Origin of the sequence: Anaerovirgula multivorans, assembly GCF_900188145.1 — a bacterium.
Taxonomy (GTDB): Bacteria; Bacillota; Clostridia; order Peptostreptococcales; family Natronincolaceae; genus Anaerovirgula; species Anaerovirgula multivorans.
Window position 1 is genome coordinate 49,668 of record NZ_FZOJ01000010.1, and the last position, 19,836, is coordinate 69,503.

Annotated in this window: 12 protein-coding genes; 4 read left to right on the forward strand and 8 right to left on the reverse strand. The window is 37.6% G+C overall.

The genetic code is table 11. From position 1 onward, the window contains the following. Nucleotides 1–135: 135 nt before the first annotated feature. Nucleotides 136–6,126 (reverse strand): IPT/TIG domain-containing protein, encoded by a 5,991-nt coding sequence (locus CHB72_RS11805; protein WP_089283081.1) that lies wholly within the window; start codon nucleotides 6,124–6,126, stop codon nucleotides 136–138. 269 nt (nucleotides 6,127–6,395) lie between these two features. On the opposite strand from CHB72_RS11805, the gene CHB72_RS11810 reads away from it, so the two are divergent. The 4 genes from CHB72_RS11810 to CHB72_RS11825 all read left to right on the forward strand — a co-directional run bounded on the left by CHB72_RS11810 (nucleotide 6,396) and on the right by CHB72_RS11825 (nucleotide 13,362). Continuing rightward, on the forward strand, nucleotides 6,396–8,813 hold the full coding sequence (locus CHB72_RS11810) for a hypothetical protein (RefSeq protein ID WP_089283082.1): 2,418 nt from the start codon (nucleotides 6,396–6,398) through the stop codon (nucleotides 8,811–8,813). 230 nt (nucleotides 8,814–9,043) lie between these two features. Then, on the forward strand, nucleotides 9,044–10,465 hold the full coding sequence (locus CHB72_RS11815) for a sigma-54 interaction domain-containing protein (RefSeq protein WP_089283083.1): 1,422 nt from the start codon (nucleotides 9,044–9,046) through the stop codon (nucleotides 10,463–10,465). Between the two features lie 258 nt (nucleotides 10,466–10,723). After that, complete coding sequence (locus tag CHB72_RS11820; RefSeq protein WP_089283084.1) at nucleotides 10,724–11,881, forward strand: alanine dehydrogenase; 1,158 nt, start codon at nucleotides 10,724–10,726, stop codon at nucleotides 11,879–11,881. A gap of 71 nt (nucleotides 11,882–11,952) precedes the next feature. Then, on the forward strand, nucleotides 11,953–13,362 hold the full coding sequence (locus tag CHB72_RS11825; protein ID WP_089283085.1) for a Na+/H+ antiporter NhaC family protein: 1,410 nt from the start codon (nucleotides 11,953–11,955) through the stop codon (nucleotides 13,360–13,362). Nucleotides 13,363–13,505: 143 nt separating this feature from the next. Here the strand turns inward: CHB72_RS11825 and CHB72_RS11830 are convergent, their stop codons facing one another. From CHB72_RS11830 to CHB72_RS11860, 7 genes are all read right to left on the reverse strand, one after another. Next, entirely contained in the window at nucleotides 13,506–13,907 is a 402-nt protein-coding gene (locus CHB72_RS11830) for a HEPN domain-containing protein (RefSeq protein ID WP_089283086.1), read from the reverse strand. Continuing rightward, entirely contained in the window at nucleotides 13,891–14,217 is a 327-nt protein-coding gene (locus CHB72_RS11835) for a nucleotidyltransferase domain-containing protein (RefSeq protein ID WP_089283087.1), read from the reverse strand. The genes CHB72_RS11830 and CHB72_RS11835 overlap by 17 nt, the downstream gene beginning before the upstream one ends. A gap of 147 nt (nucleotides 14,218–14,364) precedes the next feature. Further along, nucleotides 14,365–15,615 carry a hypothetical protein gene (locus tag CHB72_RS11840; RefSeq protein WP_089283088.1) on the reverse strand — a complete coding sequence of 417 codons (1,251 nt, stop codon included), beginning with the start codon at nucleotides 15,613–15,615 and terminating at the stop codon, nucleotides 14,365–14,367. A gap of 369 nt (nucleotides 15,616–15,984) precedes the next feature. After that, complete coding sequence (locus CHB72_RS11845; RefSeq protein ID WP_089283089.1) at nucleotides 15,985–16,704, reverse strand: glycerophosphodiester phosphodiesterase; 720 nt, start codon at nucleotides 16,702–16,704, stop codon at nucleotides 15,985–15,987. A gap of 12 nt (nucleotides 16,705–16,716) precedes the next feature. Continuing rightward, a complete protein-coding gene (locus tag CHB72_RS11850) occupies nucleotides 16,717–18,006 on the reverse strand; it encodes an ABC transporter substrate-binding protein (protein ID WP_089283090.1) in 1,290 nt (429 codons plus the stop codon). Between the two features lie 25 nt (nucleotides 18,007–18,031). Beyond that, a complete protein-coding gene (locus CHB72_RS11855; protein WP_089283091.1) occupies nucleotides 18,032–18,934 on the reverse strand; it encodes a carbohydrate ABC transporter permease in 903 nt (300 codons plus the stop codon). Nucleotides 18,935–18,950: 16 nt separating this feature from the next. Continuing rightward, the gene (locus CHB72_RS11860) at nucleotides 18,951–19,823 is read right to left on the reverse strand and encodes a carbohydrate ABC transporter permease (RefSeq protein WP_089283092.1); all 873 of its coding nucleotides are present in this window, start codon (nucleotides 19,821–19,823) and stop codon (nucleotides 18,951–18,953) included. Between the last annotated feature and the right edge of the window lie 13 nt (nucleotides 19,824–19,836).

Genomic DNA, 19,836 nt, shown 5'->3' on the forward strand with positions numbered 1-19,836 from the left:
CTCCGCTACGCCATGGGGACAGTCCCTCAGTCTTGCTGAAAACCTAGCAAGACAGTTGGACAGTCCCCATGGCTCTGCTAATCCCCTTGTTCTCTCTTACTACAGGCGTGGAAACCACGCCCCTACATATCTTTTTTATCTATCGGCAATCAGCATAAATTTTGCTGGTTCCTGTACAGTGGCTGCACTGCCGTTTCTTTGTCTGGTAAATTCGTGTTTAGATGGATCATATTTTCCTACAAATAGTTTGCTGCTGTCGACATTTGGATAAGCCTTAGCATCAAAGGTCATGGATAAATTTCCACTTTGCAGCATTTGTCTAATGGTGGAGCTATTTTTGCCTGCCTGTAGGTTAAAGTCTACACTGTAGATACCAGAAGCCCTTCTCTGTGTTCTTTCAACCGCTGAGTATAATCCCTCTGCTTCTTGTCCAGTTACTCTTTCAAAGGTAACCTGTACGTGAGCGTCCTCTAGGTTGCCGCTGGCCCCCTGTATTACTTCACGGGTGTAAAGATTTTTAGGGCTAAAGGTAAAACTTGCCTTTCCGTCAGTGATCGTGATGTTTCTATTTAATGAGGATAACAAGGATACTGGGATTGCTACGACAAACTTGTTATGGTTATTGTATTGGCTTAAAGAGAAATCGATGGTGTAAGCAGAAGTACCGGTGCCGATCTGTTCTGTACCAATGGTCTTTACAAGAACTCCATCCACGATCTCTTCTTTTCCTTCCTTCTTCAGTTTGTCATCTGCCTTTTCAAGCTCCTCCAATTTATCCTTTAGCTTATCATCTTCGCTTGGGCTTAAGGTTCTAACTCTGACCTCTGCAAACTCTAAGGCACTGCCATAGCGGTTCAAAGCTCTTACCATAAAATCATAACGGGTACTAGGTTCTAGTCCTCTTACCAAAAACTCCGCTCCTTGGGTATCCCCTACAAAGCTGTAGCTGCTGTCGCTGGATCTTTTCGCATAAATTTCATATTTATCTGCTGCGTTTAATACTTCAGGTGCTGAGTCAGACCATATCAATTGTACGGTGGATTCAAATCCCGGGATGGCCTCTAGTACTAGAGGTTTTATTGGGACTGGAATCTCATGCTTGAAATCATCATATTCCTTAGAAACACCACCATCAGGGTTAATAATGATAATACTGCTGCTTTCCAAGTCAAAGGCTTCAGGGAATTTCACCTTAAGGGTCTCAGCATTTTCTACGGTTACAGAGGTTGCAAGTATCCCCCCAACAACCGTTACATTCTTGTTTTTCCCTTCATTGTCAACTCCTCTAATTCCTGTACCATGTACTACCATACCATCTGTCTTATCATTTTCGTTAATAACTTTTCCCCCGATTACCACCTTTGCACCTGGTAAAAACATTTTACCAGTGATGGTAACCTCTGTTTCAGTATCGTTAGTAAATAACTTAGTTGGATTCACCGATGTAATCTCTGGTTCGCTAATATAGGTGAAGCCATCTGTTTCTATGGCTCGACCATAATCAAAATTCACCACTTCTACTGTTTGGGTACCTAATTTTCCTTTTGGGACCTTCACCTCTAAGGTGTTATAGTCAATATAGGTTACATCTGTTTGTGCTACTGGGATGCCTCCTATAAATACTCTTACATCCTTCTTAGCTCCTAGAGAATCTTCATCTTTAAACTCATTTCCCTTAATGGTAATCTTTGTGCCACCAGAGATAGGTCCTTTGTTGGGATCTATTGAACTAATGGTAGGACTACTACCCTCTACAATGTATTGGAAGTAATAGGGTCGTCGATTGCTTCCCTCTGGTACCACATCACCATAACCGGTACCGCCATCTTCGTTTTTTACCATAATTCTTAAATAAGGACCTACTGTCCCATCAGCTGCTTCAGGGACTGTGATAATTAATTCATCATCATTTAGCCCCCTGCTTCTAATCTCTGCTTCTTTGTCTCCTATATAGACCTTCACTCCTGCCCTAAAGTTTTGTCCCTCGATAATCAAAGGAGAGCCTCCTTTAGGGGCGCCATTAGCAACACTAATCTCTGATGGTATTCCTTCCACATTTACCCCATCCACATCAGTAGTAGGTATAATCTGTGTAATGATAGGTGGTCGATAGGGACTGGTATAGGTGAAGTCTCCAGAAACGTTGGTGCCATCATGGTTATAAACTGTTAGTTTTATTTTTCCTGTGGCAGCAGCAGGGGGTATTTTTAAGACGATTCTTTCAGAACCCTCTACCCGCTGGACAATTCCGAGTCTTCTTGTAACCACTAATTCCGAACCATTCAATTCTACCTTTACCTTCTCATCTCCCCACACTTCCTTATCTGGTTCTCCTTGTTCCTGAGCTATGGTTTTCCAAGGTAAACGGAATATTTGAAAATCATCATCCGGAAGGTCGAAACTGCTGCTTCTTGTGGTTTCTCCCTCTACAAAAACATTTAAACGATTTTCGTCAGGGTTTTGTGGATCGAAATTTTTATAATAAAGCTTGATGTTTTCATCTGGAGCAAAGGCATTGTAGTGTACAATAATATCTCCTACCTTAACAGTAGCCTGCCCCGATAATATATCCTGTTTTCCAATTTCATTTCCAAAGACAACATGTAATCCTCTTTCAACAAAATCCTTTCCTATAATGGTGATTTCTCCACCACCTAAAAGGCTACCTTGGTTAGGAAGAATTTGAGTAATGGTTGGTTTTCTTGAAACATATTCAAATCCATTTTTTAAGGTGGCAGTGGCCCCATCATAGTTAATCACTGTAACATCCACTTTGCCAGCTGGATTTGCAGGAGTACTTTCAACAATAATCATATCTGAGGTTTTTGTTCCCTCACCAGTATCATTTGGAGAGAGCACAAAGGTTACATCCTCTGGTTTCACTTTGATTCCGCCAAAATACACATCTGGTTTTACCATACCTCCTGCATATACGCTGCCCGTAACACTTCTAAAGTTTTCTCCTGAAATTAAAATTCTATCTCCACCTGCTGTATTTCCTGTGTTTGGACTGAGTTTTGTAATCTTAGGTGTATACCCTGGATTTACATAGGTGTAACCATCATATTTTGTAAAGGAACCATTGTCAGGATTTATCACTGTCACTGGAACAATTGCCTTGTTGTTATCCTGAAGGTTGTTGGGATAGGCTGGAACATAAACCCATAGGGTTTGTCCAACATTGCTTCTGCGATAAACCTGAGCCTCTTGTGTGCCAAAGTATACTTTCACTCCTTCTACGAAGTCTCTTCCTTCTATTTGCACAATGTTGCCGCCTCTATAATCTCCCAAAGTAGGTGTGATCGAGGTAATCGTAGGCTTTTTCGCTACGTCTATAAATCTAAACCCTTTAGTTAAAGTATGTTTTCCAAGGTCAGGGTTAAGCACTGTTATATCTAACCATTCATTCATAAAGAAGGGTTTTGAACTATCTTTGGGATCCGGTACAATCATATAGATGGTTTTATCGTCTATAACAGCTATGTTGGATCCGTAGGTTAAAATAGGATTTCCATTGTCGTCTCTAATGGTCTCTCCCGTAACTGGATGAACAAAAGCCGTAGCGTTACCTGTTATTGGAGAATAGCTCTTGTTAACATCTTTACCATCTATAAGCACTGTGCTGCCTTTTTTAAACTCTTCTGTTTGTCCCTGTGAATCTGCTTTGTAAAAACCGCTTCCTTTAATAATAACAAGACTGTCTTTTCCTGCTTCATTGGGAATAACTTTCTCAATATATGGACTACTATAGGTACGGATAAACTCAAACGGGTGACTAGCCATACCTCCCGTTGCAGGAATAATGATTTGTAAAAAGGTTTTTCCAGCTCTTCCATCAGGAGCGTTAAATTGTATGGTTCCTGCTGCTACATTAATAACAGGGTTTTGCACAATCTCTCCGTCTACACTGATAATCATGTTTTGTTGAAAGTTGCTTCCAGTTACCGTCACTTTTTCTCTGCTGCCTACTGGCACCTTGTCAGGTATTACTGAGGTAATTGTTGGTTCTATACTAGCCTTAGGCAGATATTCAAAAGCGTTTTGTTTGGTACCAGCAGTTCCTAATTCTCCTGATGCAGTAGGATTTCTTATTATTACATCCGCCGCACCTGTATAATAACCTCTTATGTCATCTCCTGGAATTGTAAGTTTGATTCGGGTTCCACTGGTACGGAGCTGACCCTCTACCACATTCCCATTTTGATCTAGAACTGTCATAGATACATAGTTTTCTGTTCTATCAATCAAGTCACCATTGCTGTTATAACCATAAAAAATATTGTCATCATTTGTATTATCATAGTTCCCATCGGATGTGTCACTATAAAACATACCCTTTTCATTAATTACTTTATATCTTCCATTTTTTCCAATAATTATGGTAGGATAGTATGTTTCTCCTCCAACATGTCGAACATTAAAGTTCTGTCCTTCTATGGTTACTACTATATCTTTGTCATAGGCACCTTGACTTGGTATAATATTGGTGATAACAGGGGTTGTTTCATCGGCAATAAAATTATAATATACGGTCTCTGCGGCTACAGAGGGTGCCTGTTCCACCACATATTCCAGTTCATTGTCAGGATCAGATCCACTAACCAGTACGGTTTCTGTTCGAACCCTTACAGTGGCATTACCTGCGGTCCCTACAGCAGCGGTTATGGCAGTCATATCCGTTGTTAAAGGCAAATCCGAAAGTTTAACCGGGTTTCCAGGCAACCCAGAAATCCCCGTAATTTCTGCTGGCAGTCCAATCGTAAGGGAAATTCTACGTTCAATAAAGTGTGTACTTCCGTCCTTCTCAAATTCGTATTGAATAAATAATAAGTTTGAATTTTGTGCTGCTTCAGTTTTAAAAGGGGTATGCTTTAAGGTGTCTTTTGTTGCTATTCGTACAGTGACCTCTGTATCTTGATTAATACCCTCTAGGTTGTGTATCGCTACAGCATTTCTTATGTTAATAAAATCTATATTGTTCCTTCTTCCTACTGGTCCGGATGTAGGCAATGTGCTTATTACCCTCAATCTTGGATAGTCTGCGGTATAATAATAAAAGGTTTTATTGTGCACATAGATATCTCCAAGATAGTTTTGAATGATAATCTGTTTTGGTCCCTCCACCGCCATCTGGGGAACAATGACCTCTAAACCCTTTTTGTCTACCCCGTTCTCCGTGTAGGTAAAAGTACCGTCCCTACCTTCAGCAACCACAATATTTCTAGGTGCTTCTACCCCACCGATATACACCTTAGTCTGAGGATTAATCAGTTCGTTGTATTTTGGTACTTTTATCCTTACTAAAGTTCCTTGGGTACCCTTCAAGGGGGAGATATCTATTTCATCAACCTCTCCAAGATCCAAAGGTCTGATGATACTGATTGCATTTTCCAATCGATACCGCATGGTAACAGTCCCTAAGCTCTTTTCTAGAATTATTCTCATGTTGTTGCCTATAGGCACACTTGCTTGTCCTGTATCCACAGTTACAGTATTATCTACAACATTATAACTGTTTACCTTGCTGGGGGATCCAGTCCCTTGAATCCAAAGAGAATAGTCTGAGAAATTAGAGAAGTTTGTTCCCTCTAATGTCATGATATTACCAGCTTCTTTTATAACATTGGCAGGCCAATCAGGAGGATCTATCCACTGATTCCCATTATGAATCCTGTTAATGGCGGGAAGGTTCTCACTGGGAATTTTAAAGGTATTCGTAGGTATGTAATCAACTTCTACTCCGTCATAAACGATACCAAGCTTAATATCTTTATCTAAAACCTGTCCAAAAAAGCCTGTCAAAGTGGTGATATTCTCCGCCACCAAGTTGCTATCGTCCAATACAGTCCATTGGGCTGGACCGATTGTTCGTGCTACTTGATATGGGTCTGGAGATGAATTTATTTCTCTCACTCGGATAGCCTGTATCTGTCTAACATTGTATCCATTAAAAATAACTCGATAGGAGCTAACTTTTTGGTCATTCACTACACTAACAATTTCTTCTATCTCTATGCTGTCAATACTAGGGGGTATATCGGCATAACTATACTCCATAAACCCAACTCCTGGTATCAATTGCATTATCATAGCCATTAATAATATAATTGCCATTTTTCTCCGCATTTTTATCCCTCCGTCTATCTACCTTTATATTCTTTTATCGGCAAAATTCGCCATAATATTCAGTAGAATATTTTTCCATAATTAATTATGGTAATTATACCATATATTTCTTATATTTCCTTCCTTTCTATTTTAATTGTAATAAAAATGAAAAATATGTAGCAATAGGTCGTAAGTAGTGAAGGTAAGTAATGGAAAAAAAGCTATAGTTTTCTTGGCTTTTCTCCGATATAATTATATAGAAGATAATAAAGAAGGGAGTACTGTCAATGAAGCGAAAAATATGTCTTTTGTTAAGTGTGCTTTTCATCCTCCTGGCCTTTCAACCTTTTGTCTATGGACAGAGTTATCGTAGAAATATTACAGGAGAATTTAGCAATATACAACTTAACATAAATAATACTTCCATACCACTGGTTCGGGAGCCCTTTATTTATGAAGGGGAGGTTTATGTACCGATTAAAGACCTATCCCAATGGCTCTATCTCAATAGCCAGTATGATGCCACAAATAATATAGTCAAGATTAGTACTGGCGATATATTGCAGGACGCCAATGCTAGGACTTTAGCAGGAAATTTACTGCAGAAGGATTATGAAATCCAAGTTTTAAACCAACAGCTGCAGGAGAAAGATGAGGTTCTAAATGGGGAGACAGGGCTTCCCTATAAGAAAATAGACTCTGTAAAGGAAATGGAAACCTATCTACAGGATTATTTTGGGAAGTTCTATGGAATTTCTATGACCATAGATTTCCGTCACGATAGTAGTTATCGTTATCGTCTCTATATTACTCTCCCCAGTGGAGACAGTAGTTACTTTAATGATCTCTCCAGAAGAGTAGTTGAGAAATGGTTAGATGATATTTTATATACTGTAAGACATCTCTATGATGATAGCGCTCGTATCGATGGTTATATCCGCGATAATGCTTCTCCCTACAGAACCCATGTTTCCTTTGATACCAGCGGAGATCGTCTCAACTATAGTTTTGATTCCTCTACCTCCAGCAGTAACCGCAGTAATAGCAATCGTATCGATATAGATGAAGCGAGATTGGAGAAGCATTTAAAAAAGAATCTACCTACCTACAGCAGTGTAGACTTTGACTATAAAGTAAATGCCAATCGCCACGATATTGATTTGATTGTATATTTTGATGATGAAAACTTCTATGACTGGAGCACTACTACCCAGCGAAACTATTTGGATCGCCTAGAAAGAGTGCTTCGAAGTTACGATGGACCAATAGATGCTTATGGTAAGATTATTAACAGCGATACCGAAGAAGAGGTTGTTCTTTTTGATTTTTTAGATAACAAAACAGATGATGATTATACCTCTAAAAGGCCCTCCTCTACCATAAAGACAGAGACCAAGGTGGTGGAACAAAATCCAGTGGTGAAGCGAACTGTTGCCGCTTGGTTTAGCCATGCTGGTCTAGAAATTGACGGCACTTCCTTTACTATGTTAAAGGAGCCCTTTATGGTTGATGAAGAGATCTATATGCCTATCACAGATTTAGGAGATGCTCTCTATTGGGTATTTGAATATCTTCCAGAGGAAAGCCTCCTGAAGATAACTGATAGCAATTTCGCTAGTAAAAATTACTTAGCCTTTGGAGGAAATCTCTTAGACCAAAGAGATGAAACAAAGACAAAGCTTGAAAAAGATTTGGAGATCAAAAAGGAAGAAATGGAAAGAAATCAAAAGGCAGCTTATCCTTATAGAAATATTCTTTCCATATCTAAAATGCAAGGCTACTTAAGAGATTATTTTGAGGACTTTGAGGGAATTGAGATGAATATTTCTCTCAGCCATTCTAGGGACAGTAGCTATCGCCTCAGTATTACCTATCCAAGTAAAGTCTTTGATGATTTTGATGGTATTAAGAGAAGTACTATAGAAAATTGGATAGAGGACATGTTTGATGCTATAAAAGAGTTGTATGATCCCTATGCTGACATCAGCGGTTCTATCCGTAACACACCTTCCAGTAAGGATTATACTTATATTCTTTTTGATACAATAGATGGCAAGCTTGACTTTGATTTTGAGGATCATGGTGATCAAGGCAGCTCCTCTCAAAAGGTTGATACAGCAAAACTAGAAAAGGCATTGGATAAACATCTGTATCGTTTTAGAAGTGTCAGCTTCCGCTATGAGGTAGTGGCAAACCGCAAGGATGTTGATTTAACGATCACTTGTAATACTGATATCTTCTATCGATGGGATTTAGAGGATAAGATGGATTATCTAAAAGATCTTAAGGAGGAAATCTATGATGTCTATGATGGTATCTCTGTCAATGGCAGAATCCTAAATACAGGTAAAACCAATGAAATCTTCCGCTTTAGTATAGAGAAGGGCAATATTCGTTCCTATGATTTACTACAGGATATGGAAAAGTACTTAAATAAAAATTATGGAACCTTTGATAGTAGTTTCGATTTCACTTATAAGCTCTCTGAAAAAAGCAACCGCCTTGATGTGAAACTAGAGGGAGATTTCTTCCAAGAAGAAAACAAATGGCGAGATATCGCTGAAGATGATAGTCGCCTCCAAGATTTTGAAGACTTCGTTGTAGACGCGTTGAAGTACGTTTCTGAATTCTTCGAGGCAGATGTGTCAGGAGAAGCAGTGGACAAAGCCTATAGCACGCTAACAATTAAAACCAAAACTTACTAAATTTTCTTCCTTATAAAAGCCCTGCAGGAGATCTCCTGCAGGGCTTTCCTTCTGAAATAAAGAGATTTGTGGAACAAAAAACCTGTCCTTTTATGGCTGGTCCGTGATTTTTTATGTATAACTTGTCCCCTCTTTTAATATATTTATATACCACGATTAAAAATGTTCATGTCAATTTTAGTCGTTTTTTTGGTATAATTGTAGATAAGTTTATTTTGGGGAGGAGTTTTATGAGAAAAAATCCGAAAAGCTTTTTAGAGGAAATGGAGTATATGGATGGTATATCTATTGTCGATACTTCTGGAACCATTTTATTCTCTGTAAAATTCAATCCAGCATTTAACCCTGGTGTTATAGAGGAGAACTTTATCATCGGCAAAAAAATATATGATGTTTTTAAAAACATAGACTATAGCAACAGTACTTTAGTAAAATCGATGGAATTAGGGATTCCTGTTTATAAGAAAAGACAAAAAATCATTAACTACACAGGCGAAACCATCCATACCATGAACATTTCTCTTCCTATTCGTTCTAATAGCATGATTATGGGTGCCATCGAGCTTTCTCGAGATATTACAAAATATAAGGAGCAGAATCAAAGTCATCATGAAGTTAAGATTGATAGTAATTTTTTTAAAGATAGAAACATTATTGAAAAGCATTTTATGCCTCATCAGGCCCGTTTTACTTTAGATGATATTCTTTCAGATCATAGCTCGATTAAAGAAATTAAATATCTTATTAAGAAAATCGCTAATAGTACCTCTCCTGTTTTCATCCACGGGGAGACTGGTACAGGGAAGGAGCTTTTCGCCCATGCTCTACATAATGAAAGTCAATTTGCAAAGGGTCCTTTTGTTGCACAAAACTGTGCTGCCATTCCTGATAATTTGTTGGAAAGCCTTTTATTTGGAACAACAAAAGGAAGTTTTACAGGAGCCTATGATACCCCTGGTTTATTTGAGTTGGCCGAAGGAGGCACCTTATTTTTAGACGAAATTAATTCTATGCCCATTCACTTACAAGGGAAACTTCTTCGAGTACTTCAAGATGGTTATGTCAGACGGCTAGGAGATAAAAAAGAGCGAAAATCCAATGTGCGACTCCTATCAGCTTCTAATGATTGTCCAAAAAAGTGTGTGGAAGAAGGTAGATTGAGACAAGATATCTATTATCGTCTCTGTGTCATTGATTTTAAGATTCCACCTCTTCGGGAAAGAAAACAAGACATCCCCTTACTTCTCAATTTTTTTATTCATAAGTATAATAAACAATTGAATAAAAATATTAAAAGTGTATCAAAGGAGACTTGTAAAGTTTTTGATAAATACCATTGGCCTGGTAATGTAAGGGAACTGGAGCATCTCATTGAGCATGCCATGAATATCCTTGATGAATCCGATACCACCATCGATCTTCATCATGTTCAACATCGTATGAACTTAGGGCTTCAACAGCAGGAAAGAAAACTAGATACGGATTTGGTTCCTTTGAAGGATGCAGTAGGTGAACTGGAGACAAGCTTGATTTCCGATGCAATAAGAAGAACTGGAGGTAATGTATCAGAGGCCGCTCGATTGTTAAAAATTCCCCGCCAAACTCTGCAGAAAAAAATTGTTAAATACAATATATCGCCAGATGTGCCCTAATATTAACATCTTTTGCCCTAAAGTTAACAAATTCTAGTGTATTTCCTTTCAATATGCTAGAATTTTTACTTTTTATTCTTGTCATTTTTTAAACCAACTTCTTTTTAATCTATTGATTACCTACTTATACCCCTTTACATCCATAAAATTCTACTTTTTATCCTTATTCTCCGTTGCTTTTGTCTGAAAATTTTGGCATAAGACTTGCTATTATATAAGATTAGCAACGATTTATACAAGAGACAGGAGGTTGTTCAATTGATTATAGGGGTATTAAAGGAAGTTAAAACAGGAGAATCAAGGGTAATTTTAACGCCTATTGAAGTGTCCGAGCTGTGCAATAATGGGCATAATGTTCTAGTCCAAAGCAATGCAGGCTACAATGCTGGATTTTTAGATGAGGATTATGAAAGAGCAGGAGCTAAAATCAGAAAAACTATGAAGGAAATTTATTTTGAAAGTGATTTGGTGGCAAAGGTAAAGGAGATCACACCTAAGGAGTATCCTCTACTAAGAGAAAATCAAATTATTTTTGCTTGCATTCATCCTGCTGCTAATACTGAAGAAGTGGAAGCTTTGTTAGAGAAGAAAGTAATCGCCTTTACTGCCGAGGATACCCATCGCTATGGATCTCCCAACTGCGAAATAGCAGGTAAGCTCGGAGCTCTGATGGGAGTTCATTATCTTTTAAGTATTTATGGAGGGTCTGGCAAGCTGATTTGTGGTATCGGTGGTGCTGCCGGAGCCAACGTTTTGGTTTTGGGGGCTGGGATTGTAGGAAAAGCCGCGACGGATATTGTGGCTTCCTTAGGGGCCAATGTTACATTAATGGATATCAACATTGGGGTTTTAAGAAACTGTAAAGAGCTGTTCCCTAAAAATGTAAATACAGTCTTCTCTAATCAAAAAAATATCCAGAATCTTCTTCCTTCCATAGATTTAGTGATTAATTGTGTAAAGTGGCCTAAGCATCGGAAGGATCACCTTATTACAAAGGATATGTTAAAGCTTATGAGACGTGGTTCTGTCATCGTAGATGTCAGTGCCGATGTAGGGGGGGCCATTGAAACCTATAGAGCTACTACCCACGAAAACCCTATTTATGAAATCAACGGTGTTCTTCACTACGGTGTTGATAATATCCCAGGAGCTGTTCCCTATACTGCTTCCACTGCCTACGGTGCATCCATCCTTAAACATATTGAAGCTTTGGCTGATAGAGGGGTTGTGGAGGCCTGTAAAAAAGATGGTTATTTAAGAAGAAGCTTAACGGTTTATAAAGGGATATTGACCCACGAAGAAACCAGCGTTATCCAAAACAGGCCCTGGACTACTCCCGAAGAAGCATTATCTCTGACGGATTTTAAACATTTTGATATGGCCCCAAAGGCCACTTCAACATCTGCTTTAGATTAATATCTATCTTTTAAGTTATTGCATTAAGTATATCATCAAGAAATTATTATATTAAAAGGAGGAAATGAGAAATGGAAATAGGCGAACATTTAGGTATTATTTCATTGTTACCAGCTACAATAGCTATCATATTGGCCTTTAAAACAAAAAATGCTATTTTTTCTTTGGCGGTTGCCTGTTTTGTCGGTGTGCTGGTTTCCGGGGAAGGGCTTTTAGGATTCCCTAATTTGTTGAAGGTTTCTTTAGGAACCACTAGTTTCTCTTGGATTATGCTACTTGAGTTGTTTATAGGAATCTTGATCGCTTTTTTCCAAAGAACTGGTGCTATTCAAGGCTTTACAAAAATTGTGGAGGACAAAAAGCTTAGCAGAGTAGGTATTCAATTGGTTGCATGGTTTATGGGGATGTTTGTGTACTTCAGTGATTACTTTAGTCCCTTATTTGTAGGTGCCACCATGAGAGGACTTTCTGATAAAGCAAAAATATCTCGTGAAAGACTAGCCTATATAGGAGATTCTACTTCTGCCCCCGTTAGTGTCTTGGTACCTATTACAGGCTGGGCGGTATTTATCGCTGGTTTGTTGATTGGTATGGGACCCATCGAGGATGCTTCAGATGCTATGGGGGTTTTTGTAAAGGCAATTCCCTTTAACTTCTATGCGCTGTTGGCAGTTTTATTTGTAGGTTTAACCTCCTTAAAAATCATTCCTGAATTTGGTCCTATGAAAAAAGCGGAGGAAAGAGCTTTAAATGAAGGCAAAGTTTTAGCAGATGGCGCTGAACCACTGTTGGGGGAAGAGTTAACCGATACTCCTCCCTACGAAAATTTTAAAATTAATGTTTTCTTAACCTTTATCTTACCTGTTTTAATCGTAATCACTGTTGCAGTGGGAACCTATATTACGCTAAAGTCTGCAAAGACCATGGAGGCTTTTTTGACAGCATCTGTGGTGTTAGGCATTATCATGAGAATCAAAGGGATCCCTTTTAACGATATTATGAAAACCGCCATGGCGGGCATGAAGGGTGTATTGCCTGCTATCATTATACTAGCGCTTTCTTATTCTATTAACAGTTTAAGTAAAAGTATGGGCACAGCTAATTATATTATTTCTATTACACAAAATTGGCTGGTTCCTAATTTATTACCCTTGTTAACCTTTTTGATTGCTGCAATCATTGCTTTTTCCACAGGAACATCTTGGGGCACCTTTGCAATTGTAATGCCTTTATCTGTACCGCTAGCCTTCAGTTTTTCAGGGAATGAAATCACTGCTTTGGTTCTAGCTACAATTGCTGCAGTTGCAGGTGGAGGCGTATTTGGAGACCATTGTTCTCCTTTGTCTGACACTACTGTCCTCGCTTCTACTGGTGCTGCCTCTGACCATATGGACCACGTTAGAACACAAATTCCTTATGCTTTAACCGTTGCAGCTGTTGCTTCTGTACTCTATCTAGTAATCGGTTTTGTTGCTGCGTAATTTCGATTCCATTAGAATCTGCTGAGATACGATGGCACCTATTACTGCTCCTTGAATTTTTTTCATAATAACCTCTTGTATCTCCTTATAAAAATCTACTAGAAATTATCAAAGAACAAAAAGACTACCCTCTGAATTTGACTTTAGAGGGTAGTCTTTTGCTTTAGTAGGTTACTAACTATATTATATATATCTTTTGAAATAGCTATACACTCATCCGATTCCTCATCCGTCACTATTAATGGTTCATCCGCTGGATATCTAGTTTCTATGTAGAATTGGTTCACAAAAGCACAATCCTTTATATGGGCTTTAAACTTCAAATCGTACTTTGTTGCCTCTTTACATAAAAAGATTAAACTATGACTGCTTATGATGACTCCTGACTTAGCTATAATATAAGCTTTTAAAAGTTTTTCCACCGCTTGTTGACAATGAAAAGCTACCATGTCATTTCCACAATCATTTTCTTTTAAAACACCTGCTGATTTTATATCTCTAGATGCTTTTTCAACCCAATTCATAAATCTAGCAGTATCTACCATATAGTAACTTCCCTTCTTCAAATATATTGTATGCAAAACTTGTGTTATCTTTTATATTATCTTCCCATTCTTTAAGAGTATATACAATTACATCAAATGGACATGTACTGTCTATATTTATATAAATATCACTAATCAAGCTCCGTTTATCCTCTGTATCCTTTACTATGCATATGTCTATATCACTATTTTTTTTAATAACCCCTTTGGCTAAAGAACCAAATAGTATGATCTTATGGGGTTTATAGCGCCTTATAATTTGTTTTTTTATATTTTCAACCTCATATATATGCTTATCTTGATTTAACATCAAGCCATCTCCAATCCTTCAACTTCTTTGTATTCCTATTTTATCACAAAGGCACAAAGAGATACAAGACGGAGGATGTGGAACAAAAAAATACAAAGTAACCAAGGAACCTGTCTCCTTGATTACTTTGTATTTTTAAATACTATTCTATTCTATTTCTGCCATGATATCTTGAATTTTTTCAAAGTATACGTCTCCTGCCATTACATTTTGGGTAGGCTTTGTAATTTTGAAAGAATTTATTGATTTTGTTGTTTCAGTCACATTAAGGTTAAAAGCTACTTGTTCTTGCTCAGCATCCACCTTCAGATCAACAACCGTAGTATAGGTAGCATCTCCTATCTTTTCAAGTGTTATATTCAACGCTGAATCTCCTGTTGCAGCTTTTACTTCCTCACTTGCCATATCGATAAACATAGCAACCATAGCTTTATATTCTTCTTCATTTCCATTGACCATCTCAGCAAACTCATCAATTTTACTGTTTATTTCTATAGCAATATCATCCATTTGTATATCCATTTCTTCTATTTCTTCCTCCATACCTTGTGCCACAAAAACCTGATGCATTTGTTTTTGTGTGTATTCCAAATATGCAGGAACAATTTCTTTTAATAATACTGCTACTTCATCTGCATGATCGATGGAATAATTAACAAAGCCTTTTACTACATCAAAGATTTCTACAGTTCCAACAGATAGAATAAGTTTATTGTCTTCTTCTGTTACTAAGCTTGTTTCAAATCCGTCATAGGTCTTCGCTATTTTTCCCATTAATGGACTTATAAAGCTCATCACTTCTTCTCTTTGCTTAAGGACACTTTCTTTATCCAATGATTGACTTAGCGTATTTTTTAAAATTTGTTTTTCAGCTTCACTTGAAGCTGGAAGTAATTCTATGTAGAAATCTATAATTTCTTCATTTGTCATGCTTATGTATTGAGCATCACCAAATAAGTAAGTGAGTTGTTCTTTAGCTAAGTCATCTTTGGTAACCGTTTTAATGAAGTTGATCATATCATCTACTTTAACATAAACCATATCTCCATCAGACATAGATGTGATAAAAGGAATCTGCTCTTTATTAACCTTGTCATAAATAGATAATACTAGCTCTGCATTCATTGTTTGAGTGTCTTGTTTCATTTCATAAATAATTGAGTAATTTTGCAGCATCTCTAAAGAAAAGCCAAGTTGAGAAGCCGCTTCTTCAAGAAATTCCTCAGGTAATTGATTAATATCTAAAGAAATCTCGCCATTTTGTTGTGATGCTTCTAAACTGCTCATTTCCTTCATCAAGCCATACAGCTTTTGTTCCTCTTTTGAACATCCTGTTATAAGTAGTGTAACCATTAAAAATACAAGAAGTACACTAATTAATTTTTTTGATCTTTTCATGTTAACAACAACCTTTCTTAAATAAGATTTATAGCATAGGCTTATATTGCCAATAAATTAACTATATTCCATTTTATTATAGTTTTCTATGTTTTACCAGGTTAAATATTTTGAAGTATTACAATTTTTTTGATATTACTGTTGTCTCAAAAAGAAAAACCACCACTTTTTTGTGATGGCTTGTATAGTCTATCTATTTTTATGCTGCCCACCTGTTTTGTTCTACCCTCCAAATTTTTGCTACCAATACCGTCATATTGTCCTGAGCTTGGTTATTGATTAGCTTCAAGGCTTCGTTCAGAATTTTGTCTGCTAGATCTTGAGGGTTTCAGGTGTGGAGGGAGCTATATATAAATTGAATAGGAGCTACTATATTGTATTAAATGCTCTTTGAGGATAGTTTGTTATTATAGCAATACGATTATCTAATTGTTTTATAGCTTCTATATCCTCTGGCTCATCGATGGTCCAAGCCATAACCTCTACTTTTTCTTCATAAAGGTTATCTATCCATTCTTTAGTGATATAGGGGGCTGCTATCGATACAAAGGAAGCATGAGCATATCTTATTTGTTCCTTTAATAGGTTGGGACTACCATAAATCAACATTCCTACCTTGATGTCTCCATGGATATCCTTCACTTCCTTTACTACTTGGTGATTAAAGGATTTTACCATGACTTTGTCTATGGGGTAGTCTTTTAATATTTTACATAGCTCCTCTGCTATGGTGGGATATATCGTACCCCCTTTTTTAATTTCAATTATTAGTTCCTTTTTATTATCTACTAAAGCCAAAGCCTCCTCTAGTGTAGGAATTTTTTCCCCTTTAAACTTAGGAGAAAACCAGCTGCCGAAGTCTAGCTCCAATAATTCCTTATAGCTACGGGTAGATAACAGCCCTCTACCATTGGAGGTTCGTTGAAGTTCAAAGTCATGATGCAGCACTACTATACCATCCTTTGTCATCTGTATATCGATTTCTATTTTATCAATTCTATCTTCTTTTAAAGCAAGTTCTAGGGCTGACAAGGTGTTTTCTGGTGCTAAGCTTGACCAGCCTCTGTGGGCTACTATTGGGTTATTCATGGGTTTCACCTGCTATTTTAATAGTTTTTGAGCCTCTTCAGCTGCGGTATTTAGTGCATCTTGGGGAGACATGGTGTCATCGATTACTGCTCTTTGGATTTCCTTCATGATAATCTCCTGCAGCTCCCTATACCCCGGTGCCATAGGTCGACGTTTTGCATAGTCTAATTGATTGATGGCAACAGTAAATTGTGGATATTCCTTATAAAATGCTTCCATTTCAGCACTGTTGATGGAGGACGTTCTCACCGGCATATATCCTGTAGCTTTACTAAAGAGTCCACTGTTTTCTGTGCTAGTCATGTATTTGATAAATTCCCAAGCTGCTTGCTTTTTCTCATCAGAGGATTTTGATAAAACTACTAGGTTTGCACCCCCTGTTGGAACCCCAAAATCTTTTTTCGCTGGTAAAAAGGCTGTACCTACTTCAAATTCACTTTGTTCCAAAAGTCCTTTTAAAGAACCGGTTGAGGTGAAAATCATGCCAACATTTTGGTTAACAAAATCTTGTCTAGCAACATCCCATGCATTGTATTTTTCTCCTGGAGGCATTTTCATGCTGCCTTCTTTAATCATATTTTGCCAGAATTCTATGGGCTCTACCCCTTCTTTGCTATTGAATATAGCTTGTGTACCGTCTTCTGATAAAATATTGCCACCATTTTGGAAGGTTAACGCTTCATAGAACCATATATCAATAGGTGTAGCAAATCCATAAACGTTATCCTTTGTCATTGTACGGGCAAATTCCTGTAGTTCATCCCATGTTTTGGGTCCCGCTGGATTAAGTCCATTGGCTTTTAACATATCCACATTTAAGTATAGTAATGGAGTGCTTCTAGCAAAAGGCATAGCATATAAATTATTTTTCCAGTAGGAGTTACTCATCAATCCGGTCACATAGTCATCTAAAAACCCTGCTGATTCCTTTGCTGCGTATTCATCTAAGGCTTCTAACGCTCCTGCATCAGCAAAGGCTGCTATGGAGGCAATCTCTACCATCGTTATATCCGGTTGTGTGTTGGAGGCTATAGCCGCCATTACCTTTGCATGGTTTTCATAATAATCCCCTTGATAAGTAGCAGTTACTTTTATGTTGTCCTGAACATTGTTGAATTCATTTGCCATAGCTTCAATAAAATTACCAGTGTCTCCACCTAGAGAATACCAAAACTCAATTTCCACCTTTTTGTTTTCACCGGCGGCTGTATCGCCAGCCTCTCCCGCCGATGAACTGCATCCTATCATTGTAAAAATCATTGTAGTTGCTAAAACAATACTTAAGACTGTTTTTTTGAACATTTTCTTTTCCTCCTTAAATATAATTTTATTTTATTCCTGAATAAACAAAGGCTTTAATAATCTGTTTTTGAGCAAAGAAATAAATCACTAGCATCGGTGCAATCAGAATCATGTTCCCTGCCATAACAGTATCCCATCTCGTCAAAGCTTCTGCATCCTTAAGCATAGCAACCCCTATAGGTAGAGTCCGAAGACTTTGGGTGTTGGTCATAACCAATGGCCAAAAATAAGAGTTCCATTGAGAGATAAAGCTAAATAGGGCAAAGGTGATTAGCACTGGTCTTGCCATAGGCATCATAATCTTCCACATGATTTTCCATTCAGAAGCATTGTCCAACCTGGCTGCTTCGATGATTTCATCTGGTACCTGCATAAAGGTCTGTCTAAGGAGAAATACTCCGAAACCGCTGGCTGCAAATGGTAGAATCAAAGGAGCATAAGTTCTTAACAAGTTCCATGAGCTCATCTGCAGATACACTGGTAAAAAGGTAATTTGCTCTGGTATCATCAATGCCAAAAGGGTTATTGCAAATAGGAGCTTTTTTAGCTTAAATTCATACCTGGCAAAGGCATAGGCTGTTGGAATCATGGTTGCAAACTGTAGTATCAGTATGCTAATGGATATCAATACACTGTTGAAAAAGTAACGTAAAAATGGACCTGAGTTCCAAGCACGGATATAGTTTTCAAACATAAGCTTATCTGGTATCCATTTTGGAGGAAAAATCATAATCTCTGAAAAAGACTTTAGGGATGTAGAGATCATCCATAGGAAGGGAAATCCAAATATGAGGATCAGTATAATTAGTCCGCTAATTTCTAAGCCTTTGGCCCCCTTCTTTAGAATCTCTAGGTTTTTACTGTTTTCTATTCTGCCCTCTTTTTTTCTTATTCTTAAGCTCTGTTGTACCCTTTCTCTTGCTTCCATTTCATTATCCTCCCTTCTACCTATAATGTACTCGGTTTGCCAATAACTTAAAGTGTATGAACGTCATCAATCCTAAGAAAATTACCAGTAGAACACCAGCTGCCGAAGCATAGCCTATTTTGAAGAAATCAAAAGCATTCTGATAGATAAAGAATACAATCATATTGGTGGTGTCGATGGGGCCTCCCTGGGTCATGATGTTGATTGTATCAAAGACTTTAAAGGAAGCTATCGTACTAATTACCAATAAAAAGAATAGACTTGGTGATAGCATCGGTAAAGTAATTTTATAAAAATTTCTCCATTTACTAGCATTATCCAATTCTGCCGCCTCATAGATGTCCTTTGGGATACTTTGTAGACCCGCTATTAGAACCAAAGTGTTGTAGCCCAGTGTTTTCCAAACTCCTACCACTACAAGTGAGATTAATGCAGTTTTAGGGTTCGCCAGCCATTTGGAGGGAGGTATACCCACAAAACCCATCACCCAATTTAGCAGTCCGTAATCAGGATCCATAATCCACATCCAAACCAAAGAGATAGATACCAAGGATATAATATGGGGGGTAAATATAACTCCCTGGGTGAATTTATGTAAAAATCCCCTTTTGTTTAACCACAAAGCTGTTGGCAGTGCTAAGCCTATAGAAATTGACACCATTAAGAATGTGTATAGTACTGTATTCTTTATGACTAGGTGAAATTGTGGAGACTTTAATAGTTCTACATAATTTTCAATCCCTACAAAGGTCTTAGTAAGACTAATAAGGTTCCAAGAGGTAAAGCTTAAAAAAAATAGATACATGATGGGGTAAATAAAGAATAAAAGAAATACTGTAATTGACGGACTGACCATCACATATGGTTTCACTCTATCCCAAAAACTCATTTTGTTCCCCCCA